This window comes from bacterium, assembly GCA_023150945.1.
Lineage (GTDB): Bacteria > Zhuqueibacterota > Zhuqueibacteria > Zhuqueibacterales > Zhuqueibacteraceae > Coneutiohabitans.
On the sequence record JAKLJX010000001.1, the window covers coordinates 410,025 to 434,409 of the forward strand.

At 60.8% G+C, this 24,385-nt stretch carries 18 protein-coding genes; 13 read left to right on the forward strand and 5 right to left on the reverse strand.

Translation table 11 applies throughout. The features are described 5' to 3' along the window. Window positions 1-188 precede the first annotated feature (188 nt). From L6R21_01605 to L6R21_01665, 13 genes are all read left to right on the forward strand, one after another. Complete coding sequence (locus L6R21_01605) at window positions 189-959, forward strand: TPM domain-containing protein (protein MCK6557867.1); 771 nt, start codon at window positions 189-191, stop codon at window positions 957-959. 23 nt (window positions 960-982) lie between these two features. Further along, the gene (locus L6R21_01610; GenBank protein MCK6557868.1) at window positions 983-1,708 is read left to right on the forward strand and encodes a nucleotidyltransferase domain-containing protein; all 726 of its coding nucleotides are present in this window, start codon (window positions 983-985) and stop codon (window positions 1,706-1,708) included. Between the two features lie 34 nt (window positions 1,709-1,742). Then, complete coding sequence (locus tag L6R21_01615; protein MCK6557869.1) at window positions 1,743-2,357, forward strand: LemA family protein; 615 nt, start codon at window positions 1,743-1,745, stop codon at window positions 2,355-2,357. 235 nt (window positions 2,358-2,592) lie between these two features. Next, the gene (locus L6R21_01620) at window positions 2,593-3,525 is read left to right on the forward strand and encodes a DUF1848 domain-containing protein (GenBank protein ID MCK6557870.1); all 933 of its coding nucleotides are present in this window, start codon (window positions 2,593-2,595) and stop codon (window positions 3,523-3,525) included. A gap of 335 nt (window positions 3,526-3,860) precedes the next feature. After that, the gene (gene zwf / locus L6R21_01625; GenBank protein ID MCK6557871.1) at window positions 3,861-5,399 is read left to right on the forward strand and encodes a glucose-6-phosphate dehydrogenase; all 1,539 of its coding nucleotides are present in this window, start codon (window positions 3,861-3,863) and stop codon (window positions 5,397-5,399) included. Between the two features lie 457 nt (window positions 5,400-5,856). Beyond that, window positions 5,857-7,032, forward strand: coding sequence for a glucose-6-phosphate dehydrogenase assembly protein OpcA (locus tag L6R21_01630; protein ID MCK6557872.1), 1,176 nt, complete (start codon window positions 5,857-5,859; stop codon window positions 7,030-7,032). Window positions 7,033-7,063: 31 nt separating this feature from the next. Then, window positions 7,064-7,813: a 6-phosphogluconolactonase gene (gene pgl, locus L6R21_01635; protein MCK6557873.1), complete on the forward strand. Its 750-nt coding sequence runs from the start codon at window positions 7,064-7,066 to the stop codon at window positions 7,811-7,813. Between the two features lie 295 nt (window positions 7,814-8,108). Further along, on the forward strand, window positions 8,109-9,005 hold the full coding sequence (locus L6R21_01640) for a histone deacetylase (protein ID MCK6557874.1): 897 nt from the start codon (window positions 8,109-8,111) through the stop codon (window positions 9,003-9,005). Between the two features lie 229 nt (window positions 9,006-9,234). Then, entirely contained in the window at window positions 9,235-10,197 is a 963-nt protein-coding gene (locus L6R21_01645) for a diguanylate cyclase (protein MCK6557875.1), read from the forward strand. 128 nt (window positions 10,198-10,325) lie between these two features. Then, a complete protein-coding gene (locus L6R21_01650) occupies window positions 10,326-11,858 on the forward strand; it encodes a cell wall metabolism sensor histidine kinase WalK (protein MCK6557876.1) in 1,533 nt (510 codons plus the stop codon). Between the two features lie 226 nt (window positions 11,859-12,084). After that, window positions 12,085-14,037, forward strand: a complete 1,953-nt coding sequence (locus tag L6R21_01655) for a PAS domain S-box protein (GenBank protein ID MCK6557877.1) — start codon at window positions 12,085-12,087, stop codon at window positions 14,035-14,037. A gap of 72 nt (window positions 14,038-14,109) precedes the next feature. Beyond that, window positions 14,110-15,501: a sigma-54 dependent transcriptional regulator gene (locus L6R21_01660; GenBank protein ID MCK6557878.1), complete on the forward strand. Its 1,392-nt coding sequence runs from the start codon at window positions 14,110-14,112 to the stop codon at window positions 15,499-15,501. A 423-nt stretch (window positions 15,502-15,924) separates the two neighbouring features. Next, window positions 15,925-16,347 carry a response regulator gene (locus L6R21_01665; GenBank protein MCK6557879.1) on the forward strand — a complete coding sequence of 141 codons (423 nt, stop codon included), beginning with the start codon at window positions 15,925-15,927 and terminating at the stop codon, window positions 16,345-16,347. A 555-nt stretch (window positions 16,348-16,902) separates the two neighbouring features. Here L6R21_01665 and L6R21_01670 read toward each other — a convergent pair. The 5 genes from L6R21_01670 to L6R21_01690 form a co-directional block, all read right to left on the reverse strand. After that, window positions 16,903-17,658, reverse strand: coding sequence for a LysM domain-containing protein (locus L6R21_01670; protein ID MCK6557880.1), 756 nt, complete (start codon window positions 17,656-17,658; stop codon window positions 16,903-16,905). 55 nt (window positions 17,659-17,713) lie between these two features. Next, window positions 17,714-17,974 carry a hypothetical protein gene (locus L6R21_01675; protein MCK6557881.1) on the reverse strand — a complete coding sequence of 87 codons (261 nt, stop codon included), beginning with the start codon at window positions 17,972-17,974 and terminating at the stop codon, window positions 17,714-17,716. Window positions 17,975-18,273: 299 nt separating this feature from the next. Then, on the reverse strand, window positions 18,274-19,632 hold the full coding sequence (locus L6R21_01680; protein ID MCK6557882.1) for a sigma-54 dependent transcriptional regulator: 1,359 nt from the start codon (window positions 19,630-19,632) through the stop codon (window positions 18,274-18,276). Further along, window positions 19,629-19,847 carry a hypothetical protein gene (locus L6R21_01685; GenBank protein ID MCK6557883.1) on the reverse strand — a complete coding sequence of 73 codons (219 nt, stop codon included), beginning with the start codon at window positions 19,845-19,847 and terminating at the stop codon, window positions 19,629-19,631. The genes L6R21_01680 and L6R21_01685 overlap by 4 nt, the downstream gene beginning before the upstream one ends. Window positions 19,848-20,106: 259 nt before the next feature. Further along, window positions 20,107-24,354 (reverse strand): PAS domain-containing protein, encoded by a 4,248-nt coding sequence (locus tag L6R21_01690; protein MCK6557884.1) that lies wholly within the window; start codon window positions 24,352-24,354, stop codon window positions 20,107-20,109. Window positions 24,355-24,385 lie beyond the last annotated feature (31 nt).

Below are 24,385 nucleotides of genomic sequence, written 5' to 3' on the forward strand. Positions count from 1 at the left end.
GTTCGTCCAAAACACTTGCCGTGTCGCTCTCGCATGGCGCCCTTCCATGACCGAATTGCTTTCCTGGAAATCGACGATATGAACCGCACACCCCGTCTTGCGCCGGGTGCAATGCTTCGGCTGAACGCGACGGCCAGCCGAGGCCTCGGCGCGGCGGTGAGGTCTTCAGCACGGGAAGGAATGTGAAAGTGAAGCACGCCTGCAGGCGTTTCCGTTTGAACGGCCTCGCGCTGTTGCCGCTTCTCTGGTTGGCGGCGCCGGCGCACGGCCAGCAGTTCCCGCGGCCCGTCGGCTATGTGAATGATTTTGCCCGGGTCATACCCGCCGGCATCGCGGCGCAAATCAATACACTGTGCACTGAGCTCGAGCAGAAGACCGGCGCCGAGCTGGCGATCGTCACCGTCGATTCGATTGGCGACTACGACTACGTCGATTATGCCGTGCGCCTATTCGAGAACTGGGGCATCGGCAAACGCGGGCGTGACAACGGCGTTTTGATTTTCGTCACGGTGCGCGAGCGCAAAGCCCGCATTGAAGTCGGCTATGGTTTGGAAGGCATCCTGCCCGACATCACCGCGGGCCGCATTTTCCGCGAGTACATGGCGCCCGAGCTGCGGCGCAATGATTATGGCACCGGCATGCTGGCGGGCACGGCGGCCATTGCCGGTGTGATCGCCGAAGATGCCGGCGTCGAGCTGACCGGCGCGATCAAACCCAGGCCCCGGCGGGAGGGCGGCGACGAAGGCCTGTCGCTGCCGGGACTGATCATATTCTTGGTGATTTTGTTCGTACTCGCGCGCACGGGCTTGCTCGGACCGCTGCTGCTTTCCGGTGGATTGGGCGGGCACCGCCGCGGCGGCAGTTGGGGCGGCGGCTTTGGCGGTGGTTTTGGCGGCGGCGGGTTCGGTGGCTTTGGCGGCGGCCGCAGCGGCGGTGGCGGTGCCGGCGGCAGCTTCTGATCGAAAACACGGTTGAGGCGAAGATGAAAAAGCTGACGGAAGCTCCGGAAACGATCTTTGCGGAGTATGTCAAAGACTGGCAGGCCGCGCTGGGCGCGGAGGTGGAAGCGATCATTCTCTACGGCAGCGCCGCGCGCGGCGAATATGCCGCCGACAAATCGGATATCAATTTGCTGGTGGTGCTCACGCCTGCCGGCCTGGCGCGGCTGCGCCAGGCCATCCCGCTCACCGCCAAGTGGCAAAAGCATGCCGTGGTCACGCCGCTGGTGCTCACCCGCGATTTTTTGCAGGCCTCGCGCGACAGTTTTCCCATCGAGTTTCTCAGTATGCAATGCCACCACCGCGTGCTCTTCGGCGAAGACGTGCTGCACGCGCTGGAAATCGCGCCCGCGCATTTGCGCCTGCAACTCGAGCGCGAAATCAAGGGCAAGCTCGTCCATCTTTGGAAGGGATTGCTCGGCAAGGGCCAGGATCGCGCGGCGCTGCTCGAATTGCTGCTGGTTTCGATCAACGATTTCTACGCGCTGTTCGAGGCGTTTCTGTTTCTCAAGGGCGAACCGATTCCCGCCACCCGGCAGGAGAGTTTTCGCAAAGTGGCCGCCGCCGCGAATTTGGATCCGGGCTTCATTGCTCCGCTCTTCCGGCTGCAGACCGGATCGGCGCGGCCCTATCGCGAAGAGCTGTGGCAGATCACCGAAGATTACATTGCGCAAATCGCCAAACTAACCGATTACATCGACCACCTGTGAGCTGTCTGTCAACTGCCTGAAGGAGGAATGGATCATGAGTAAAAAGTTTCTCATCGGCTTGGGCGTCGTCGTGCTGCTGGCGATTTTTGCCTACAGCTTTTTCTCCGGAAATTACAACAAGCTGGTGGGTTTGGACGAAGGCGTGAAGCAGGCCTGGGCGGAGGTGCAAAACAACTATCAGCGCCGCGCCGATTTGATTCCGAATTTGGTGGAGACCGTCAAAGGCGCCGCCAACTTCGAGCAGGAAACGCTGCAGAAGGTGATCGAAGCGCGCGCCAATGCCACGCGCCCGGAAATCAATGCCGAGAACGTGCTCAACGACCCGCAAGCGTTTCAGCGGTTTCAGCAAGCGCAGGACAATCTCGGCTCGGCGCTGAGCCGGCTGCTGGTCGTGGTCGAGCGCTATCCCGAGCTGAAGGCCAATCAGAACTATCTCGATCTGCAAACCCAGCTCGAAGGCACGGAGAATCGCATTACCACGGCGCGCCGGCGTTTCAATGAATCAGTGCAGGGCTACAACAGCACGGCACGCACGTTTCCGGTAAACCTCATCGCCGGCATGTTCGGCTTCCAGCAGCGGCCGTATTTCGAAGCCACTGCTGAAGCGCAACAAGCGCCGAGAGTCGATTTCGGCGGCGACAAAAATTAGCGGCTCACCCTGGCCTCCACCCGCTGGCCTTGCCGCCGCAAGTTCGATGCAGGCTGTTGCCCGGCGGGCAGTGCGGCGTTTCTCCGCCGGGCGAACAGCATCTCTTGTCTGTCGTTTGCCGGAATCTCTTTCTGCACGCGGAATCCAGCGCCCTCGCAAGGCGCTGCGAGTGCCGCGGTGAATTCCTGCGAGATCGACAGGACGCAGGGGCATTTCTCGGGAAGCATATTGCAGCATGGCAGCTCACGCCGACAGCGCGCCCCGCATCGTTTCGGTGTCGCGGCGCACCGACATTCCCGCCTACTATGCCGACTGGTTCATGCGCCAGGTGGAACGGGGGGAGGCTTTCTATCCCAATCCGATCAGCTTTCAACCGGTGCGGCTGTCGCTGCGGCCCGAGCAGGTGTTGTTTCTCGTATTTTGGACGCGCAACCCGCATCCGCTGGAGCGCCATCTCGACCGGCTGGAAGCGCATTACGGCCGCGCCTTCTATTTTCACTTCACCATCAACGGCCTGCCGAAGACGCTGGAGACCAACAACCCGCCGCTGGATTTTGCCATTGCCACCTTCCAGCGTCTGGCGCAACGCTATCCCGGCCAGGTTTACTGGCGCTATGATCCCATCGTCCTGTCCGATCGCACGCCGGCCGAGTATCATCTGGAAAAATTCAGCGAGCTGGCCGGCCGGCTGAGCGGCGCCACCACGCGTTGCTACTTTTCTTTTGTTGCATGGTATCAAAAGGTCCGGCGCAACTTTGCCGAAGCGGCGCACAAACACGGCGTGCAGTTTCACGATCCCGGTTTGCCGGAGCGCCTGGCGCTGGTGCAGGCCCTCGCGGAACGGGCCGCGCCGCAGGGCATTCAGCTCTATTCCTGCTGCCAGGATGCCTTGTGCGCGCTGCCGCCAGTGGCCAAGGCGCGTTGCGTTGATGCGGAAGCCTTGCGCCGGTTCGCGCCGGAGCGCTGGCGCCGGCTGGCCGCTGCGCCTACGCGGGAAGACTGCGGCTGCTCTGAAAGCCGCGACATAGGCTACTACGACAGTTGCCCGCACGGCTGCCTTTACTGCTATGCCAATCTCAATCGCGCGAAAGCCAAGGCCTTTCATGACCGCTATCTGCTGCAGCGGGAACTGCCGCTGGACCGGCAGGCCACGCTCAGTCCGAAATAGGTTCTGCCCAGAAAGGAAGAAACCGCCCGGGCGCTTGGCCCCGAAGCGTGCACGGCTCGAATAAAGTTCAATCTTGCTCATGACGAAGTGCCTGGGCGGTGGTGTTTGTGGACGGAGGACAAATTAAGCATCGTCAAGTTTCGTGTCTGCCCAAAGATGTTCCAACCTCGGCTGAGCCGAGGTTTCAAGAACTTCGAGTATTGTGGAACACAGAGGATCATGAGGCAACGGCCAAGCCGTTGCGGGAACATTTTCTCAGAAGTTCGCGATCTTGAGCGAAGACGAAATAAACTCCGCAAATGGCATTTGCCGTTGGGTCAATTGGAATCGACTCTATGCCCGACTTTGCTGCCGCCGAGAATCCGCTGCGCGAAGGCCTGCGCCTCGAGCGCATCCCGGCGCCCAACACCATGATCATCTTTGGCGCCTCCGGTGATCTCACCAAACGCAAACTGCTGCCCGCGTTGTTCAATCTCGCCTGCGACAATCTGCTGCCGCAGGAATTTGCCGTGGTCGGCTTTGCGCGGCGCACGAAGAGCCACGCCGACTTCCGTGAAGAAATGATGCAGGCCATCAAACAGTTCTCGCGCAGACGGCAGTTCGATGCCAACTTGCTGCAAAACTTCAGCGAGCGCATCTTTTACCATTCCTCCACCTTTGAAGACGAGGGCGGCTATGCCGGTTTGCAGCGCTTGCTCGAAGAACTCGAAACCAGCCATCAGACTGCCGGCAATCGCCTGTTCTATCTTGCCACCCCGCCGGAATACTATCCTGAGATCGTGCAGCGCCTGGGCCAGGCCGGCATGGCCCGCAACGGGCGCGGTTGGACGCGCGTGATTATCGAAAAGCCGTTTGGCCGCGATCTGGACACGGCTCGTGAATTGAACCGGCAGGTGTTGAGCGTGTTTGAAGAAAGCCAGGTCTTTCGCATCGATCATTACCTCGGCAAGGAGACGGTGCAAAACATTCTGGTGTTCCGCCTGGCCAACGGCATCTTCGAGCCGATTTGGAATCGCCACTATGTCGATCATGTGCAAATCACGGTGGCGGAAGATTTGGGCGTGGAAGGCCGCGGCGGTTATTACGAAACCGCGGGCGTGATGCGCGATATGATTCAGAACCACATGCTGCAACTGCTGGCGCTGGTGGCGATGGAACCACCGATTGCCTTTGCCGCGCAGGAAGTCCGCAATGAAAAAGTGAAGGTCCTGCAGGCTATCCGCCCGATTCTGCCGGAGGAAGTTGAGAAGTTCGTGGTGCGCGCCCAGTACAGTTTCGGATCGTTCGGCGGCCAGCAGGTGCCGGGCTATTTGCAGGAACCAGGCGTCGTTCCGGATTCGCGCACGGAGACCTATGTCGCACTCAAGCTTTATCTCGACAACTGGCGCTGGGCCGGCGTACCGTTTTTCTTGCGCAGTGGCAAGCGGCTGCCGAAACGCGCCACGGAGATCGCGATTCACTTCAAATCCGCGCCGCATTTGCTGTTCGGCGCGCACACCGCGGGCTTGGAAGCCAACGTGCTCGCGCTGCGCATCCAGCCGGATGAAGGCATCACGCTCAGGTTTGCCGCCAAATTGCCCGGCGCCGCGATTCAAGTCCGCACCGTCAACATGGATTTTCGCTACGGCACCTCCTTCGGCAAACCCTCGCCGGAGGCCTACGAGCGTTTGATTTGGGATTGCATGCTGGGCGATTCGACGCTGTTCACCCGCCGCGATGAGGTGGAAGCCTCCTGGCAATTCGTGACACCGATTCTGGCGGGCTGGCAACAGCGCAACGACCAGCCGCTGCCGCAGTATCCGGCCGGCACCTGGGGCCCGCCCGAAGCAGAGGCGTTTATCGCACCCGAAGGCCGGCGCTGGCGCCGGGTTTAGGCAAGGGGACAAGGGGGCAAGGAGGCAAGGAGACAAGGAGACAAGCTTGATTCAGTCTTCCATGAATGAAGGCAAAAAAATTGAAGGTCTTTGTGAATCTTTCGGCTTTGCTTCTCCGCGGGAATTGTTGAACCGCAGAGTCGTAGAGAACGCGGAGAAGGGCTTGGTTCATGTTGCAGCTTATTGCGGTTGAGTGCCGGTGTTATTCGAAAAAATCCCGTGACAATTTCGTCTTCGACAGCAGCTTGACGAGATTCTTGCTCAAAATGATTGCCAGACAGATGAATAATGCCATGGAACTCTGCGCTCTCAGCGTCGCGGCGGTTTGATTATCTGGTTCTTGGCAAAGTCCCTTTCAGTGTTTCATTCAATGTTTGCATCGGTGATTCAAACATTCCCATCATGCAAGCGGGACAAAAGTGCAGTGAATCCGGTAAATTCAAATGAGGCCAAGCCCATGTCTTCACATCCTGCTGCAACCTTCATTCAAGGTGAAAAGCTTTCGGTTGATGTGGCCGCCATTGAGCAAGAGCTGACCCTGCTGTGGCAGGAGGTCGCGGTGGAGCAGGAGGCTGAAGACACGGCGGCCGCCGCGCCGGCGGGTGATCGGCCCGTGATGCGAGCCTGCACGCTGAACCTGCTGGCGATTGCACCCGACGACAAGACCGCGGAGCAGGCCGCCGCGGCGATCGCGGAATTCACCAGCCGCCATCCCTGCCGCGCCATTGTGGTGATCGCGGAGGCCGAGTCGGAAACCGCGGAGCTTTCTGCTTACGTGTCGGCGCATTGCCATCTGCCGGTGCCGGGCGCCCGGCAGGTGTGTTGCGAGCAGATTTCCGTGATTGCGCGCGGCCCGGCAGTCGCGCAAGTGCCAGGCACGGTGTTGCCGCTGCTGGTCGGTGATTTGCCCGTTGCGCTGTGGTGGTTGTCCGGCTTGCCGCAAGAGTCGGAGATGTTCGAGCAGTTGCTCGGCGCCAGCGATTGTCTGATCTTTGATTCAGCGGCCGCGCTGGATCTGGGCCTCACCTTTGCCGCTGCCAATGCGCTCAATGTGAATTGGCAGAACGGCTCGGTGATCGATCTCAACTGGCTGCGCCTTTCGCATTGGCGCGACCTGCTGGCGCATTTCTTCGAGTTGGCGGGCGTGGCGGCATGCCTGCAGAGCATCGAAAGAGTCACAGTGAGGATGATCCACCGCACTGCCGAACTCGAAATGGCACAGCCGGCGCTGCTGCTGGGCTGGCTGGCGGCGCAATTGCAGTGGCGGCTCTCCGAGCCATTTGCGGCAATCGAAAACGGGTGGCGCGCCCTCTGGGATTCTTCCGGCCGCGAGATTGTCACGGAGATCGTCAGCGCCGAGAGCGGGAACGAGGCGGAATTGGCCGGGCTTCATCTTCATCTCAACCACGCCGGCCAGCCGGCGGAGCTGTCGATCCTGCGCATGCTCAGCGACACCGGTTTCACCTTGCAGGCCCAAGTCACCGGCTTTGCCGAGCGGCCTGCAGAAACACCGCCGGGCCTGATTCGATTGGAGCAGGCTTCGTTGGCGGCGTTGATGGCGCGCGCGCTCGATCGCCATCAAAGAGATGAAGTCTATGAGAAGGCGTTGCGCAAGGCCACGCAGTTGGTGTGAGTGGAATGGAGGTTGATGCCGAGTCCAGCCGATGAGCCTCGAACAGAAAATCATCCTTCTTGAAGATACGGCCGCCGTGGCGCAGCGCAGCGCGGAAGCGTTCGCAGCGCTGGCCGCGGCAGTGATCGGCCGTCGTGGCCGGCTGGCTGTGGCTTTGTCGGGCGGCGCGACCCCGGCCGGGATGTATCGCCGCCTCGCTGCGCTGCCGTTGGCCGCGGCAATCGACTGGCGCCGGGTGCATCTCTTCTGGGGTGATGAACGCTGCGTCGCGCCTGATCATGCCGACAGCAATTACCGCATGGCGCGGGAAGCCTGGCTCGATCGGATCGCGATGCCGGCAGCGAACGTGCATCGCATGCCCGCAGAATATCCCGATGGGGCGGCGGCAGCGGGCAGCTATGCCAATGAACTGCGCGCGTTTTTCCAACTGCGCCGCGGCGACGTGCCGGTTTTTGATTTGATCCTGCTGGGGCTGGGCACGGACGGCCACGTGGCCTCGCTGTTTCCCGGAACGCCGGCACTGGCGGAAACCGCGCGGCTGGTGGCCGAGAATCCGGTGCCGCATTTGCAAACGTCGAGATTGACCCTGACCTTGCCGGTGATCAATGCGGCCGCGAATGTTTGGTTTCTCGTCACCGGGGCGGACAAAGCGGAGATGGCCGCGCATGCCCTGCAACCCGGACCGGATTCGCCGGAGATTCCCGCACGGCGGGTGCAGCCCGCGCGCGGGGCCGTCACTTGGTTTTTGGATCACGCTGCCGCCGCACGCTTGCGGCTTTGAGGCCGCGCGCATGCACCGGCCTGCGCCAGGAAGGCGGCATGGCATGAACAAACTGCAGGAGCTTGTGTCCGTCTGAAATCGTGAACTTCTGAGAACGCGTTCCTGCAACGGCGCGGCCATTGCACCAAAATCCTCAGCGTTGTGGCGACACTCGAAGTTTCACCACCCGCGGCTCAGCCGAGGGTGAAACGATTTCGGGCCGACCCGAGCTGTGATCATTTGAGCACGTCCTCCGGCTGGCGGGATTCTCCTGTGCCGGCCGGCAGGGCGCAACGGATTCAATGATTCCGCACTTATGAAATTCATTTACTCTCCTGCCTACCTCGTCAATCTCGGGCCGCATGTGTTCCCGATCGCAAAATACCGCATGATCTACGAGCGGCTGCGGCAGCAATACCGCGTGCCCGAAGCAGAGTTCGAGAATCCGCAACCGGCGACACGCGAGCAATTGCTGCGCGTGCACACGCCGGAATATCTTGCCGATTTGGAACAACTCAAATTCACGGAACGCACCGCCTATTCCGAACTGCCGTTGACCCACGAGGTGGTCGCGATGTTCAGACTGGCGGCGGGCGGCACGATCCGCGCGGCGGCCCTGGCGCTGGAAGAGGGCGCCGCGGTGCATATCGGCGGCGGCTTTCATCACGCTTTTGCGGACAAGGCCGAAGGCTTTTGCTACATTAATGATCTCGCGCTGGGGGTGCGGGAGTGCCAGGCGCTGGGCAAGATCAAGCGCGCGATGGTGATCGATTGCGACCTGCATCAGGGCAACGGCACCGCCAAGATCTTTGTGGGCGACGAGGCTGTCTTCACCTTCTCCATTCATCAAGATGATCTTTATCCGGTCAAGCAGCAGAGCGATCTCGATATTGCCCTGCCCAATCACGTGCAGGATGAGGAGTATCTCGGCCTTTTGCGCACGCACATTCCGCGCGCCCTCGATGAGTTCCGGCCGGAGCTGATTCTTTACCAGGCCGGCGCCGATCCTTATCGCGACGATCAACTCGGCGATTTGAGTCTGACCATTGCGGGGCTGCGCCGCCGCGATGAGATCGTCTTCACCTTGGCCAAAGCGAGGAGCATACCGCTGGCGGTGACGCTGGGCGGAGGTTATGCCTACAATACTGATGACACTGTGGCGATTCATGTGAACACCTGTTCGACGGCGATGCAGGTGTGGGGGGCGCCTTGAAATTTTCGAGATCGTTCTGCACTGATTGCCGCTGCCCGTATATAACTCTGAATTGTCAATCGTAGCTACCGACTCAAAGTGGTAAATTTTCGGTTGATCTTTGAGCAACGGCATGGCTGCAAAGAAACTGCTTGACTAATAAGAAGGGTGATTGTACTTTCGCGACCGGCCGATGATCAATTTTCATCCAGGCCTGGCTGCGGATCGCGGCACGAACTGGTTCTCTGTCATGATTACAGGACTTTCCAACAAGGATACAAGCAAGAGCAAGATTTTGGTGGTCGACGACGTCGCCGTCAATGTGCAGTTGCTGACGACTTATCTTTCGTCGGTGGGTTACAGTGTGATTGCGGCCCGTGACGGCCAGGAGGCGCTGGAGAAGGTGACGGCATGCAATCCGGACCTGGTGCTGCTCGACGTGATGATGCCGAAATTCAACGGCTTCGAAGTGTGCGAGCGCCTGAAAAACGACGAGGCGACGCGCATCATTCCGGTGATCATGGTCACCGCGCTCAATGAAATCGAAGACAAGATTCGCGCCACCGAAGCCGGCGCCGATGATTTCGTCAGCAAGCCGTTCAACAAGCTCGAGCTGCTCACGCGGGTGAAATCGTTGCTGCGCATCAAGGAGCTGCACGATCAGCTCAACGCCAAGGTGAAGGAATTGGAGCAGGCCAAGGAGCGCTTGCGGCAACTGGCGATCACCGACGGCCTGACGGGTTTGTACAACCATCGCTATTTGAAAGAGCATCTCGAACAGGAACTTTACCGCGCCACGCGGCACCGTTCGGAAGTGTCGGTGATCATGATCGACATCGACCATTTCAAGAAGTTCAACGACACCTATGGCCATCCTGCCGGCGACGTCTTGTTGAGCACGGTGGCGCGCTTGCTCAAAGAGAACATCCGCAAGATCGACATTGCCGCGCGTTACGGCGGCGAGGAATTTTGTCTGGTGTTGGGGGAGACGGGCAAGACCGCGGCCGCGGTGGTGGCGGAGAAAATGCGGCGGCTGGTCGAACTTTCGCAGTTTGAGCCGCTGGAATTGCGCGCCAACGGCAGGGTCACCATCAGCCTGGGGGTGGCGACGTTTCCGGATGACGCCACCGCGATGAACGATCTCATCGCGATTGCCGACAAGCGGCTGTACAACGCCAAGCAGGGCGGGCGCAATCAGGTGGTCATGGATTAGGCTAGATTCGGCTAGGGCGGTGCGAGGCGAACGGCGGCAGGTGCGGTGCACCGGCCGCGGGCACGCCCGCGACACTCCGGCCGTGGCGAAGATGACAATCCGGAGCGGACACCCGGCGCCCTTATCTCATGCCAAGGGAAAGCAAAGTGGACTGGCTGTTCTTCAAGAAAAAGACGATCTTCCGTAAAGTCTTCTTCATTACGTTGATCGTATCCTTGTTGCCGTTGCTGGTGTCGTGGGTGTACTTGCTGCGCGTGGCTGCCGAGCACGGCTTTGACTCGACCCACGCGGTGGTCACCGGATTTTACGCGGCGACCGGCTTTGCGATTCTGCTGGCACTCGGGGGCTCCTACTATCTTTCCAAACGCATCAGCCGGCCGATCACCCATTTCATCAAAACCGCCACCGCGATTGCGCGCGGCAACTTCAGCGAGCGGGTCGCCATCGAATCCAACGATGAAATCGGCCGCCTGGCGCAGATCTTCAACTACATGACCACCGAGCTGCGCCGCCTGCGCGACATGGATCTCAACCGCCTGATCAACGAGAAGATCAAAAACGAATCCATCCTCAAAAATCTCGCCGATGGCGTCATTGGCATCGACGTCGACAATAAAATCATGATGCTCAATTCGGTGATGGAAGGCTGGTTCGGAATCCGCGAGCGCCAATGTCTGGAAAAGCCGATCGCGAGTTGCATCAGCAATCAGACCCTGCTGCAGTTTCTGCGCAAGGTGCGCGACGAGGATAAACCCGGCCTGTGGGTGTCCGAGAGCGAGATCGTCATCAAATCGACCAAGACCTGGCGCAACATCTTCCTGCAGGCGCGCGCCGCCAAAGTGGTGAATGAGAAGAACGAAATGATCGGCATCGTCGCCATCTTGCGGGATGTCACGCGCGAGAAGGAGATCGACCGCATGAAGACCGAGCTGGTCTCCATGGTCGCGCATGAACTGCGCTCTCCGCTCACCTCGATTTCGGGCTTCAGCGAGCTGCTGCTCGATCCCACCGTCAACCGCGAGCAGTCCGAAGAATACGCCGGCATCATCCTGAAGGAATCCAACCGTCTGAGCGAGTTGATCAACAAGTTTCTCGACATTTCGAAGATCGAAGCGGGCAAGATTCAGGTGAAGAAGGTGCCGATGCAGATCACCGACGTGCTGGACAAGGTCCTGGACGTCAATCTGCATCAGGCGGAAAAGAAGGGCATCGTGGTCAGCGTCAAGGTCGCGCCCGACATTCCGCTGGTCTATGGCGACAAGGACATGATGGAGCAGGTCATCCTCAACCTGTTCAATAATGCGGTAAAATACAGCCCGGAAAACACCGCCATCGAGATTCGCCTGAAAGAGCGTGAGACCGACGTCCTGTTCGAGATCGAGGACAATGGCTACGGCATTTCCGAGAAGTCGCTGCCGCGCATCTTCGAGAAATTCTATCGCGTCACCGATAACGACAAGGTGCGGGAAGTGACGGGAACGGGACTCGGCCTGTCGCTGGTGAAGGAGATCATCGAACTGCACAACGGCTCCATTCAGGTGAAGAGCAAGGTCGGCGAAGGCTCGACCTTTTCCTTCAATCTCCCGAAGTACAACGGCAAGCTGCACGAAGCCGGCTTCGATGACGAGGTCGAACTGGAGATGAGCTCGCACTATTCCTGAGCGGCGCGCCGTTTGCGCGCCGGGCCTGCCTGCCCGCCGCTGCTTTTTCGCTTGTGGACTTCGTTACCCTGTGCTCACCACATCTCTTGCGCTGCATCCCAATACGCCAGCCGGAGCGCTTGCACACCTGACCTAACCCTGTGCCTTCTGGCGGCCCAGCCAGGCCCCGTGCCGCTGAAGGTGCAAAACCGCATGCCCCAAAATCATGCTGCCATTTGAGACGGGAATGATCGACAATCTCGCTGCTGCCGGCGTGCGTGAGGAAGGTGGCGGCGCGGCGCCACCCGCGCAGCGCCTGCTCCTGCTGATCGATGCCGACCCCGACGAGCGCGACCTGACCGGCAGAATCGTGCGCAGCCACAGTTATGCTTTTGCCGAGGCGGCCTCCGGGGAGGAAGGCTTGAACCTCATTCTCACCCGGCGGCCGGATTTGGTGCTGCTCGACTACGACATGCCCGGCATGAACGGCGCCGAGGTGTTGCAGGAGCTGACCGGCAATCCCTATTACAAGCCGGTGAGCGACACCCCCGTCATCATGCTGGCGGGCAAAAAGATGGCGGAGGTGAATCAAGCGCGGCTGTTTCAAATGGGGCTGCGCATGTTTTTGGAGAAGCCGTTTGCCAGCCATGAATTGATGAACGTCATCGCCAACGTCTTCATCCTGCATGATCTGCGCCAGCGCAGCCGCGAGCTCGAGCAGCGCATCAAGCGCACCGAGTACAAGTATCAGGATCTCATCGAAAACGCCAGCGATCTCATTTTCACCCTCAATGCCCGCGGGGAATTCGTCTTCATCAACCGCCGGATTTCGGCGCTCACCGGCCACTTGCGCGAAGCCTGGAAAGACCGGCCGCTGATGGAGATGGTGATTCCCGAAGATCGCGCGACGGTGGAAACCAACTTCCGCAACACGCTGAGCGGCAAGTCGCGCATCTTCGAAATGCGCGTGCGCTCGCAGGCCGGCCGCTTGCTTCATCTCTCCACCAACATCAACCCCATGTTCGAGCGCGGCGAGGTGGTGGGCTGCGTCGGCATCGCGCGCGACGTCACCCAGCGCAAGAAACTCGAACAGGAAATCACCGAACTGAAGAATTTCAACGAAAGCATCGTGCAGAGCATCGGCTCGGGGTTGATCACCCTCGATCTCGATCGCAGGATCACCTCCTTCAATCTTGCCGCGGAGGAGGCCCTGGGCTGGCGCGCGAATGAGGCGATTGGGCGTTACGTGGAAGAGCTTTTTCCCGCGGAGGAAGTGCAGCAGATTTTGTCCGACCCGGACGCCGGCGAGGGCGGCTCGCCGCTGCTGCATCGCGAAATGGAACTGACGCGCAAGGATCGCAAACGCATCCCCATCGGCTTCACGCTCACCTCGCGACGCGACAACCGCAACCGCCGGGTCGGCCTCCTCGTTTCCTTTCGCGACATCTCCCAGATCAAGCAGATGCAGGCCGAAGTGTTGCGCATGGACCGCCTGGCCTCGCTGGGCGTGCTCGCCAGCGGCATTGCGCACGAAATTCGCAATCCGCTTGCCGGCATCAAAACCGTGGCGCAGACGCTGGAGGAGGATCTCGACCCCGGCGACAGCAAGCGCGAATACGTGGCGCGCATCATCCGCCAGGTCAACCGCATGGACGAGCTGCTGCGCACGCTGTTCTCCTACGCCCGGCCCAAATCGCCCATGCGCCAGCAATGCCGGCTGCAGGACATCGTCAACGAGGTCAAGGGCTTGATGCAGCAGCGCTTCGAGCGCACCGACATTAGCTTCGAAGAACACTATGCCGAGGATTTGCCGCTGGTGTACGTTGATTTTCATCAAATCCAGCAGGTATTTTTGAATCTCTTTCTCAATGCCATCGATGCCATGCCGAACGGCGGCAGCCTGGTGCTGCAGTCGCGGCCGCGTCTCACCGCCTTGCACCGCCGCGATGGTCGCGGCAATCATGCGCCGCCCGGCAGCAAGGGCCTGTATGCCGAGGTGCTGGTCAGCGACACCGGCGAAGGCATCGCCCAGGAGAATCTACCGGCCATCTTCGACCCGTTTTTCACCACCAAGCCGCAGGGGTCGGGACTGGGATTGTCGATTGTTTACCGCATCATTGAAGAGCATCACGGCGACATCCAGGTGAGCAGCGCATTTGGCCGGGGCACCACCTTCAACCTGTTGCTGCCGGCGGTGTGATGGCCGGCTGCGCCTCACCCCGGCGACGAGATGACAGACACAGGTCGCTATGCTGAAGAGGAGTGAAACGCTGTGCTCGAACAAGCCAAAATTCTGATCGTGGAAGACAACGCCGATCTCTGCCAAACCCTGGCGGAGGTGTTCCGCAAGAGCGGGCACAAAGTGTTGACCGCGCTCACCGGCACTGACGCCAAGCGCATTCTCAAGAGTGAAATCATCGATCTCGCGCTGCTGGATTTGCGCCTGCCCGACATCCTCGGCATCAAAGTGCTGGAGTTTGCCAAGGAAGTCGATCCCGACATTATGGTGATCATGATGACCGCGCTCGCCAATGATCCCAAGCCTGCGGTCGAAGCCATGAAAGTCGGCGCCTTCGATTATCTCACCAAGCCTTTCGAACTCGATGAAGTCAAGCTGGTGGTGGCCAAGGCGCTGGAAACCGTGGGGCTCAAGCGGGAAGTCTCGCGCCTGAAACAGCAGCAGCGCGACAAATTCCCCGGCACCGAACTATTCGGCAACAGCAGCGTGATGCAAGAGATCAAGAATATGATCCGCATCGTGAGCGAGACGCCGCGCACCTCGGTGCTGATTCAAGGCGAAAGCGGAACCGGCAAGGAGCTGGTGGCCAACACCGTGCACCAGTGGAGCAGCCGCCGCGATAAGCCGTTCGTGCCGATCAACTGCAGCGCGATTCCCGAAAGCCTGCTCGAATCCGAGCTGTTCGGCCACGAGAAGGGCGCCTTTACCGACGCCAAGGCGCTGAAGAAGGGCATCTTCGAGCTGGCTGACAACGGCACCATCTTTCTCGACGAAATTTCCAGCATGCGCCAGGCGCTGCAGCCCAAGCTGCTGCGCGTGCTGGAGACGCAAACGTTTCGCCGCATCGGCGGTACCGCCGACATTCAGATCGACGTGCGGCTGGTGGCAGCCACCAACCGCGATTTGCAGGAAATGGTACGGGAAGGCTCCTTTCGTGAGGATTTGTACTACCGCCTCAAGGTCATGGTGATCGTGTTGCCGCCGTTGCGCGAGCGCACTGAAGACATCATTCCGCTGGCTTCCTTGTTCATCGAGCGCAACAACCATGAGTTCAACAAAAACGTCACCGGCCTCGCGCCGGAGGCGGAGGAGTTGCTGCGCCTCTACCAATGGCCGGGCAATGTGCGCGAGCTGAAAAACGTCATCGAGCGCGCCGTGATTCTGTGCCAGGATGCCGTGCTCAAGCCCGAGCATCTGCCCATGGAGCTGCGCGACGAAAAGAGCCGCAACTCGGTTTTCTTCGCGGCCCCGCTCTCCGCCAGCGGCGGGCTGAATGCCTCCATGTCGCTCGAACAGATGGAAAAAATCCACATTCAAAACGTGCTGGCGCAGAACAAGGGCAACAAGTCCCGCACCGCGCGTGCGCTCAATATCTCGCGTTCGACGCTGCGTGAGAAGATGCGTCTCTATCAAATCCCCGGTTGAGTAGCGTTCGAAAATTGACCAGCGCATGCACGTTTTTCCGCCGCTGGCGCGCCCTGCTGAGCGCCTCCCGCTCGCGGCAAGATTTGTTACAAAGATTTCACGACTCCCCCTCGCCACTTCCGCTTGTTTTTAGAATTGTTATGCCCGCAAAATTTGTTCGCGTTTCCCTTCCGCATATCGCCCAAGCCTGACGGTTGGTGGCACCCGGTTTGCTTATAACCTCTAAACCGGCTCTGTTGCGCGATTACTATCTTGATTTGCCAGAGCCAAAAGTGTCGAGCGGGATGCCATGCCAGCCACAGGACTGCAATACCCGGTTTTCACGAATCAGAGAGATCACGTCAGCATATGTATTCCGCCGTCAACCGACCGGAACCGACCAGACAAGAAGCCGCTGCGGCTGCAGAAGGCTTTCGCTTCACCATGAACGAGAATCTCAACAACAAGTGCATCTTGATCGTCGACGATGAAGATGATCTGACCTGGAGCATCGCCAAGACGCTGGCAAAGAACGACCGGCATTTTCAGGTCATCTGCGTGGCAGATGGCAACGCCGCGCTCGAGGTGTTGGCGCAGCAGCGCGTGGACGTGGTGGTGTCAGACATTCGCATGCCGGGCCGCGACGGCCTGCAACTGCTGGCCGACATCCGGCGCGATCATCCTGCCACCAAGGTGATCATCATGACGGCGCACAGCTCGCACGATCTCCGCCAGGAGATCGAAGCGCGCGGCACGGCATTCTATCTCGAAAAGCCCTTCGAAATCCGCTACCTGCGCCAGCTTATCTACGAGGCGCTGGATTTGGCCCCGCCCTTCCGGCACGGCGTGCGTGAAGCCAGCGTGTAGCCGCCGGCCGTCGAAAACGATCAGCATTCTCGCTCCCGGGTTCCCTTCCTCGCAATTCAGCAAACCGTTCCTCACGCCACCCGTTTCCTTTTTCCGACATTGTTTTTTTCCGTGGAAGAGCCGTCACGACCGCAAAGAAGTTGTCGTGCAGACTTCCTGCTTGCCTTCGTTTGCCGGCTGGTAGCCTGCGCTGCGTCGAATTGAGGACAATGCTGTGCATCACTGCCGGCTCACGCAGTTGTGGGCGTTCGCGCGCAGCGCAGACTGATTCAAAATGAAAGTGGGAAAATAAGAAGAGCACGACACGTTCTTTGTCGTGCTCTTCGGAGGAAATCGGCTCCCGCCACCAGGGGCATTGACGAAAGCCGACACGAGGTTTAGGGGGAAGGGAATGGGGGTCTGTGTCAAAACTCCAACCGGGCGACTCTCAGGAGTAGGTTTGCGAGCGAGGCTGGCGGCGGTACCGCCAGCCCCATTTCACCGCAGCATTGTCGATCGTCGATCGCCAGTCGCGGCGCCGGGCGGAGACCCAGGCGCGCAGGCGCGGCCCGGACTTCAGGCGGTGGTGTCCACCGCGGAGTTTTTTCTGAGAATGATGGACCGGCGATCGTTGGGAAAATTTTGCCGTTTCTCTCCGGAGTCGGCCGTTTCATGGTCGGGCGTTGGCCGGCGGCGGTAAACGCCCTCCTGCTCCTCTTGCTCTTTGGCGGCCTGTTCATCCTGGCGGCGACGATAGAGCACGAACGCCACCACACCACCCAGCAGCACCAAGCCGAGGATCAACCAAAACCAGGAAAGCCCACCGGAAGACTCCGGCTGCGGTTGGGCGGCGACCGGCTCAGGCTGGGGCTGCTCCTGTGCCGCCACCGGTGCCGGCTCCGGCGCGGGCGTTTGATTCGCTTCCGGCGCCGGCCCGCGCGTTGGCGTGGCGGTGACTGCCGGCGTGGGCGAAGTGCTGCCGTCCCGGCCCGCATTCTTCGCCAGAAGATGCTGTTGCTCGACCAGCGTGTTGACGTTGGTGATCGTGCGGGCTTTGCGCAGATTCGTGATCACGCTGGCAGCGGGCAGCAGAATTTCTTCATCCGGCTCGATGTGGTTGGGATTGGGCGCGCGATTGACCAGTGCCAGCTCGCGCCAATAGTCGGCCTCGCCGTAATGCGCCCTGGCCAGCTTGCTGAGGGATTCGCCCTTTTGCACTTTGTGCAGTTGCGGCGCTTCCAGCCAACGCAGCCGGCTCAGCAGCGTGCTGTCATGCACCATCACCAGCAGCATGACCAGGCCGCAAAAACCGGCCAGCAGAATTTTCTTCATCGCGACCTCCTATTTGTTTGAGATTCGAAAATGCGCCCGAAAATCGCGGGCCGGCTCAGCCCAGGCGCATTCCCCACAGACGGCGCACGCCGTGAAACAGCGTTAGCGTGACGACCGCGGAGAGCAGGCTGACCGCCAGGAGCTTGTTGTACAGGACCGGTGCGAGACTGCTCAACACCGCGCCGGCGGCCGCGCCCGCCATGCCCAGCGCGTAATTCAAACTGCGCCGGCGTTCCGGCGCGTGATCGCACAGGGCAAACACGTGGCCGATGATCCAGCCGAAAATGCTCGCGCACAATATCGGTAGCAGCGTCATGGGGCGACCTTTCCAGAAGACGGGTAATCTTTCTCTTCCAGCATCGTTGCTCTCCCTGCTTGGCGGCGCATCACTGCCGTGCGCCGGCGTTGCATGACTCATCGTCAAAGCAAAAGGATTGCCAAGCCGGCGAGGACAGGATGCCCCTCGCGTCTTGGCCGGCAGACGGGCCGAAGAATCAGCCGGTTAGGGCAAGACCAGCAGCCGGCGCTGCGATTTTTCTCGAGCGGGAATTGAAAACAGGTGTGTAAAGGCTACTTGGTTGGAAGCGGGAAGCGGGCAGATTTTACCGGCGGCGATCAGGAAACCTCGTCGCGAAAGCGCACGAGTTTGTTGTGCAGCGTTTTCAAGCTGATGCCCAAAACTTCGGCGGCTTTGGTTTTGTTGTTTTGATGCACAGCCAGCGTTCTGAGAATCAACAGGCGCTCGGCCTCTGCCACGGTTGTGCCGAGCGGGATGGTGAGGGCAGTGGTGTTTTCCGCGTTGGTGAGGTGTTTGGGCAAGTCCGCTGCCGTAATTTCACGGCCCGGGCAGAGAATCACGGCGCGCTCGATGACATTGCGCAACTCGCGCACGTTGCCGGGCCAGGCATGGCGCAGCAGCAGGTCGAGCGCTGCGCGCGCGATGCCGTCCACTTTTTTGGCGTTTTTCTCGGCAAACCGCTGAATGAATTCATTCACCAGCAGCGGCAGATCGGTCAGGCGTTCGCGCAAAGGCGGCAGCTCGATCTCCACCACCGCCAGGCGGTAGAACAAATCTTCGCGCAGGGCCTTGTCGCGCACCGCCGCGCGCACCTCGCGGTTGGTGGCGGAAATCAGGCGCACGTCGACGCGGATTTCCTCGCGGCCGCCCAGCCGGCGGAAACTGCGTTCCTCCAGCGCGCGCAGCAGCTTGGCTTGCAGCTCAAACGGCATCTCGCCGATTTCATCGAAGAACAGCGTGCCGCCATCGGCCAACTCGAAGCAGCCGGGTTTCTCGCCGAGCGCGCCGGTGAAGGCGCCTTTCTCGTGGCCGAACAATTCGTTCTCGAGAATTTCACTGGGCAGGGCCGAGCAATTCAACGCGACAAAGCGGGCCGCACTGCGGTCGCTGCGGCGATGAATGGCGCGTGCCACCAATTCCTTACCGGTGCCGCTTTCGCCGGTGATCAACACCGTGGCATCGGTTTTGGCAACGGTTTCGATCAGCCGGTAAACCTCGCGCATGGCCTCGCTTTGCCCGAGCAGATCCTCGTAGCTGGTGAGCGCGCGCAGTTGCTGCGCCAGCGCGCGGTGCGATACCTGCAGGCGATATTTCTCCGCGGCTTTGGCCACGACCTGGCGCAGCCGTTTGCTCTCCACCGGCTTGGCGAGATAGTCATACGCGCCCTGGCGCATGGCCTCCACCGCGGTATCGATGCTGCCGTAACCGGTGACCACAATCAGCTCGCTTGCCAGCCGGTTTTTCTGCACGCGCTGCAACACCTGCAAGCCGTCGAGATCCGACAGGGTGAGATCGACCAGCGCCACGGCAATGTCTTCCGCCTGCAGCAGGCGCCAAGCCTGCTCGCCGCTGGTGGCCGTGAAGATTTGATACGAATCCTGCAGCAGCGTCTCCAGCCCGAAGAGCGCCTCGGGTTCGTCATCCGCCAGCAGGATCTTGTCGCGTTCGGGATTCACAGTTTCTCCGTTGCTTGCACCACCGCTGCCTGCAATTTGGACAACTCGCCCGCTACAATGCGCAAATGCCGGAGCAGCCGCTCGGCCTCGGTGCCGGTGAGTCTGCCGGCAATCAACTCCGCGGCTTCGAGATTGAGTTGAGCGGTGTTCACCCGGTTGCGCAGATCATGCGCCAGCTTGGCGAGAACTTTACGGGCATCGTTTTGTGCCGCCATTGGTCGATTCGCTCCATAAACACGCCTGCCCGGGCACTGCGTCAGGAACAACAAAAAGCCTGTTTCGATTCATGCATGCTTCGGGACCAAGCGCCCGGGCGGTTAATTCATTTCTGGACAGACACGAATTGGGGTAAAGTCACACGAGCTGCGGCTTGCGCAGGCATGAATCAAACAAACTCAACGATTCCGTCAATCCTGTAGATCCCGTCAAAGAATGCAATTGGCCGGAGTGGCGTCATCATGCGTGCGCAGCGGCTCAGCGTTTATCGCTTTCCAGCCATTTTTCGATCATCGCCAGAATGTCCTTTTTGGCGAAGGGCTTGGTGAGATAGTCATCGCAGCCGGCGGCCAGCGCCTTTTCGCGGTCGCCTTTCATCGCGGCCGCGGTGAGCGCCACCACCGGAATGTGCGCGAGCTGTTTTTGGGTTTTGAGCGTGCGCGCCACGCGATAGCCGTCCATCTGCGGCATCATGATATCCATCAAAATCAGATGCGGCCGCTCATGCTGCGCTTTCAACAGCGCCTGCTCTCCGCCCTCGGCAAAGCTCACCTGATAGCCTTGATCTTCCAGAATGTACTGCATCGCGTAGCGGGTGTTCTCATCGTCTTCGACTACCAGAATGTGACGGCGGTGGCGGCGCCATTTGGGCGGCGCAGCGGGCGCTTTGGCGCTGGTTTGCGGCCTGCCGGCGCGCGCCTTCCTGCCGGCTTTTGTGCGCGGCACTTCGACCGGCACCTCGAGCGTAAAAGTGGAGCCCTCGCCCGGTGTGCTCGCCACCGTGATCGTGCCGCCCAGAATTGCGAGCAGCCGCTGTGAGATCGCCAGGCCCAGGCCGGTGCCGCCCTGGCGCCGGGATTCACTGGTCTCCAATTGCCGAAACGGCTCGAAGATTTCCTTGAGACGGTTGGCGGGAATGCCGATGCCGGTGTCGCGCACGGCCAGGCGCAGCAATGGCGGATGGAATTGCGCCGTCACGGCAATTTCTCCCTGCGTGGTGAATTTGACGGCGTTGCCCAGCAGATTGGTGAGGCCGCGCTCGAGAATGTTGCGGTCGCTGTGAATGAGCGGCGGCAGCGAGGCGGGCAGATCGAGACGCAGCGCCAGTTTTTTCTGCTCACACAGCGGGCGCACGGTTTCGACGGCCTCGCGAATCAGCAGGCTCGGATCAAAATCCTCGCGCAACGCCTCCATCTTGCCGGCGGTGATTTTGCTGAGATCAAGAATGTCGTCGATGAGCCGCAGCAGGTTGCGGCCGCTGCGATGCACGATTTCGAGCTGGCGATGCTGCTCGGGCGCGAGCTTTTTCGCGGTTTGATCCCGCAGGATTTCGGAGAACTGCAGAATCGCGTGCAGCGGCGTGCGCAGCTCATGCGACACGCTGGCGAGAAAATCCGAGATATGCTGGTTGGCGTGCGCCAATTCATGCGCCTTGGCCTCGGCTTGATGAAACAAACGGGCGTTGTCGAGTGTGAGCGTGGCCTGCGCCAGCAAATCCTGATCGAACGATTCCGCGTCGGCGGCTGTGGCGGCAGCCGGTTCGCCGGCAAAGGCCAGCAGAAATCCGAAACTGCGGCCGCGCGAGCGCAATGCCATGAGCTTGGCCGTGGGTGGCGTACCGGCGTTCGCGCCCACCAAACTCGGCCAGGGCGCCTCCGGCAACTCCACCTGCAGCGCGCGCTCGCGGGCCGCCTGCTCGAAAAGCTGCGCAAAACTGGCCGGCGGCACCTCGCTCAGCGAGAGATTTCTGCCGCGGCCTTTTTCTCCGCGGCTCGGCTGGCCGAGCGCCATCACCCAGCTCGCGCTTGGCTCGGCGCCATTGTGGCCCTCGGCCGGCTTGGCCTCCGCCTCCACCCGAACGGCCAGGAAAACCGGTTGTGACCAAGCTTGCGCGGCCAGCCCGGCAATCTCACTCACCACGCCCTCCAAGGTCGCCGCTGCTTGAAAGGCATTGCCGATCTGCGCCAGCAATTTGGCCTGGCGCACGTTGGCGGCGTGCAGCGCGAGCAACCGATTGTTCGCAATCGCCAGGCCCGCGTCGTCGGCGAGCCTTTCGATATCGTGAACTTGTTCCGCGCCGGGCCGGCGGCCGTCATGCGGACTGAAGACGAGAATGAGGCCGGCCCAGCGCTCGCGGCCGCGAATGGGAACCAGCAAACAATCATGTTTCTGCCAATCGCCGCTGGCAGGAAAATCCAACTCCGGCGGCAGAAAGCGCGGCCGTCCCTCCGGCATTTGCCGGGCCTCGAGCAGGAATGACTGGCTCACGCGCCATTGCTCCAGCAGATACGGCGCAAGCTCGGCATGCGCAAGCTTGCGCAAAGCCCGCGGCAGCCGGCTGCCATTTTCCGCGAAGCCGGCGCTGGCCGCCAACGCATAATCGCCGTCCTCGGCTTCCCCGGCTGCTTGATAAACCGCCACGCGCTGCCAGCCGAGCGCCGCAATCGCCGCCGCCACCGCGGGCATGATCACCTCCAGGCTCACGCCCAGCCGGATGCTTTCCCCGATCTCCACGACCTTGCCGAGTTGATCGATGCGGCGCTGCAACGCGGCGGTCGCCTCGCGCGTTTTCGTTTCCAAATCGAACGTGTCAGCCGTGCGGCGCAGCCGTTCGATTTCGGCAAGCTCGCGGCCCAATGCCAGCGCGCCGACATATTCTTTTTGAGGATTGAGCAACGGCCGCGCGTTCCACAGGCAGGTGAGGGTTTCACCGCGGCGAGTTTGCACCGGCGCCTCGTACTGTTGAAATTCGATCTTGACGGACTGTCCGTATTGAATCAGGCGTTGAATCTCCTGGAAAAAACCGGGCAGCATGGCCGGCGTCATTTCGGCAGCGGTGACGCCCAGACGCAGCCGCGCTTTGGCATTCAGATGCAGGCAGCGGCCCGCGGCATCGACGATGATGAGAATGTCATCGAGCGCATCCAGCACAGCATCGTAGTAATGCCGTTGCGCCGCGAATTCCCGTTGCAGCGCCGCCACGGCAGCGGCGCGGCGCTCGAGTTCCTCCGCGATTTGCCGGCGTTCGGTGAGATCATGCACCAGCCACAAATGGCGGAGCGACTGCTGCTCGCCGGCGGCAAGCGGAACGGCCGTAAGCTCGCAGGTGAATTTCCGGTTGTTCGTGCCGGCGCTGTTCACCTCGCCGTGCCAGGACTGCTGTTGCGACAGCCGGCGGCTGATTTCAGTCGCAGGAAAAGAATCCGGCTCGAATTGCAGAGACAGCTCGCGGCCCAAAAGTTCGGTCCGGGAAAGGCCAAACACGCGCTCCGATGCGGGATTCACTTCGATGATTTTGCCCGCGGCGTCCGTGAGCGCCATGGCGACCGTGGCCTGCGCGAAACTCTGCTGCAGCACCTGCAACTCCGCGGCCTGGCGGTTGACGGTTTCTTGCAGCGCGTGTTCGGCCGCGCGGTAAGCCGTGATCTCCAGCAAGCCGACGTGCATGCCGATGATGCGCTGCGCTTCGCTGCGAATCGGCGCATAAGCCGCGCGCAATACTTTGACGTCAGTGGCAGAGGGGAGGCGGATTTCGATTTGGCCGCCGTGCTCGCGCCGCAAGTCGCGCAGCAGCGGTTGCAGCGCCTGATACATCTCCGCCGAGATGCTGTCGCGCAGCAGCCCGCCATTCACGCCCTGCGGATTCGCCACGCCGGCAAGTTGGAGAAAACCGGCGTTGGCAAACAGAATGCGGCCTTCCAGATCGAGATGCACCACGGCCTCGCTCATCAGCGCGAAGGTGGCGTTCTGGCTGCGCACCAGTTCATCGAGCTTGATGCTGTTTTCGAGCAGGCTCTTGCGCAACTCCGCTTCCAGCCGCAAAAAACGGCCGCGGTCGGCGGTCAATCCCAAAATGATGAACAGGCTGGCCAGACCGAGCGTGAGGGTGAGCGGCAAGGCGGCAAAGGGCAGGAGAAACTGCAGCGCCGTGGTGCCGGTCAGGCTGAGCGCCGCCGCCGCCAGCCCGGGCCACAGGCCGTTGCGGCTGCGCCACCAGCGCATCGCCGCGCTAAGCGCGGCCAGCAAAAAGCAGCCGGCACAAATGCCGGCAGCGATTTGTTGCAACAGCGCAAGCGTTGGCGGCGCCGGCGCCCATTCGCTCAAGCCGCGATTGTGCCACAAGGCCAGACTGAAGAGCAGGGCAAAGGTGAGGGCAGTGCCGGCGAGCCAATACCGCAGATAAGGTTTGGGTTTGGGAGAGGGCAGACGAAAAGCGAGAAACGAGAAGATCAGCCAATGCAGGCTCAGGCCGAGCAGAAAACCATGCGCCACGAATTCCAGGCTGGGCGTGCCGGTCCAGGCGAGCGCCGGAACCGCCTGCCCCGCGAGCGTGAGCAGGTAGGCGAGCTTGAGCAATTCCGCGGTGGCCAAGCCCGCGAACACCACGAAGCCTTGCGCGCGATAAACTTGCAGGGCAAACAAGCTGGCAAACAATGCCAGAAACACGGCGATGCCGCTGGCCATCGTCAGATTCACCGCGTGCGGCGTGAGAGATTCAAGCATCATGGCCGGTTCGAGCGAGTTTGCCAAATGCGCA

Coding starts and splice junctions, on each gene's coding strand:
- L6R21_01610 (MCK6557868.1), top strand. CDS start 983: ATGAAAAAGCTGACGGAAGCTCCGGAAACGATCTTTGCGGAGTATGTC.
- L6R21_01615 (MCK6557869.1), top strand. CDS start 1,743: ATGAGTAAAAAGTTTCTCATCGGCTTGGGCGTCGTCGTGCTGCTGGCG.
- L6R21_01620 (MCK6557870.1), top strand. CDS start 2,593: ATGGCAGCTCACGCCGACAGCGCGCCCCGCATCGTTTCGGTGTCGCGG.
- zwf (MCK6557871.1), top strand. CDS start 3,861: ATGCCCGACTTTGCTGCCGCCGAGAATCCGCTGCGCGAAGGCCTGCGC.
- L6R21_01630 (MCK6557872.1), top strand. CDS start 5,857: ATGTCTTCACATCCTGCTGCAACCTTCATTCAAGGTGAAAAGCTTTCG.
- pgl (MCK6557873.1), top strand. CDS start 7,064: ATGAGCCTCGAACAGAAAATCATCCTTCTTGAAGATACGGCCGCCGTG.
- L6R21_01640 (MCK6557874.1), top strand. CDS start 8,109: ATGAAATTCATTTACTCTCCTGCCTACCTCGTCAATCTCGGGCCGCAT.
- L6R21_01645 (MCK6557875.1), top strand. CDS start 9,235: ATGATTACAGGACTTTCCAACAAGGATACAAGCAAGAGCAAGATTTTG.
- L6R21_01650 (MCK6557876.1), top strand. CDS start 10,326: ATGCCAAGGGAAAGCAAAGTGGACTGGCTGTTCTTCAAGAAAAAGACG.
- L6R21_01655 (MCK6557877.1), top strand. CDS start 12,085: ATGATCGACAATCTCGCTGCTGCCGGCGTGCGTGAGGAAGGTGGCGGC.
- L6R21_01665 (MCK6557879.1), top strand. CDS start 15,925: ATGAACGAGAATCTCAACAACAAGTGCATCTTGATCGTCGACGATGAA.
- L6R21_01670 (MCK6557880.1), bottom strand. CDS start 17,658: ATGAAGAAAATTCTGCTGGCCGGTTTTTGCGGCCTGGTCATGCTGCTG.
- L6R21_01675 (MCK6557881.1), bottom strand. CDS start 17,974: ATGACGCTGCTACCGATATTGTGCGCGAGCATTTTCGGCTGGATCATC.
- L6R21_01685 (MCK6557883.1), bottom strand. CDS start 19,847: ATGGCGGCACAAAACGATGCCCGTAAAGTTCTCGCCAAGCTGGCGCAT.
- L6R21_01690 (MCK6557884.1), bottom strand. CDS start 24,354: ATGATGCTTGAATCTCTCACGCCGCACGCGGTGAATCTGACGATGGCC.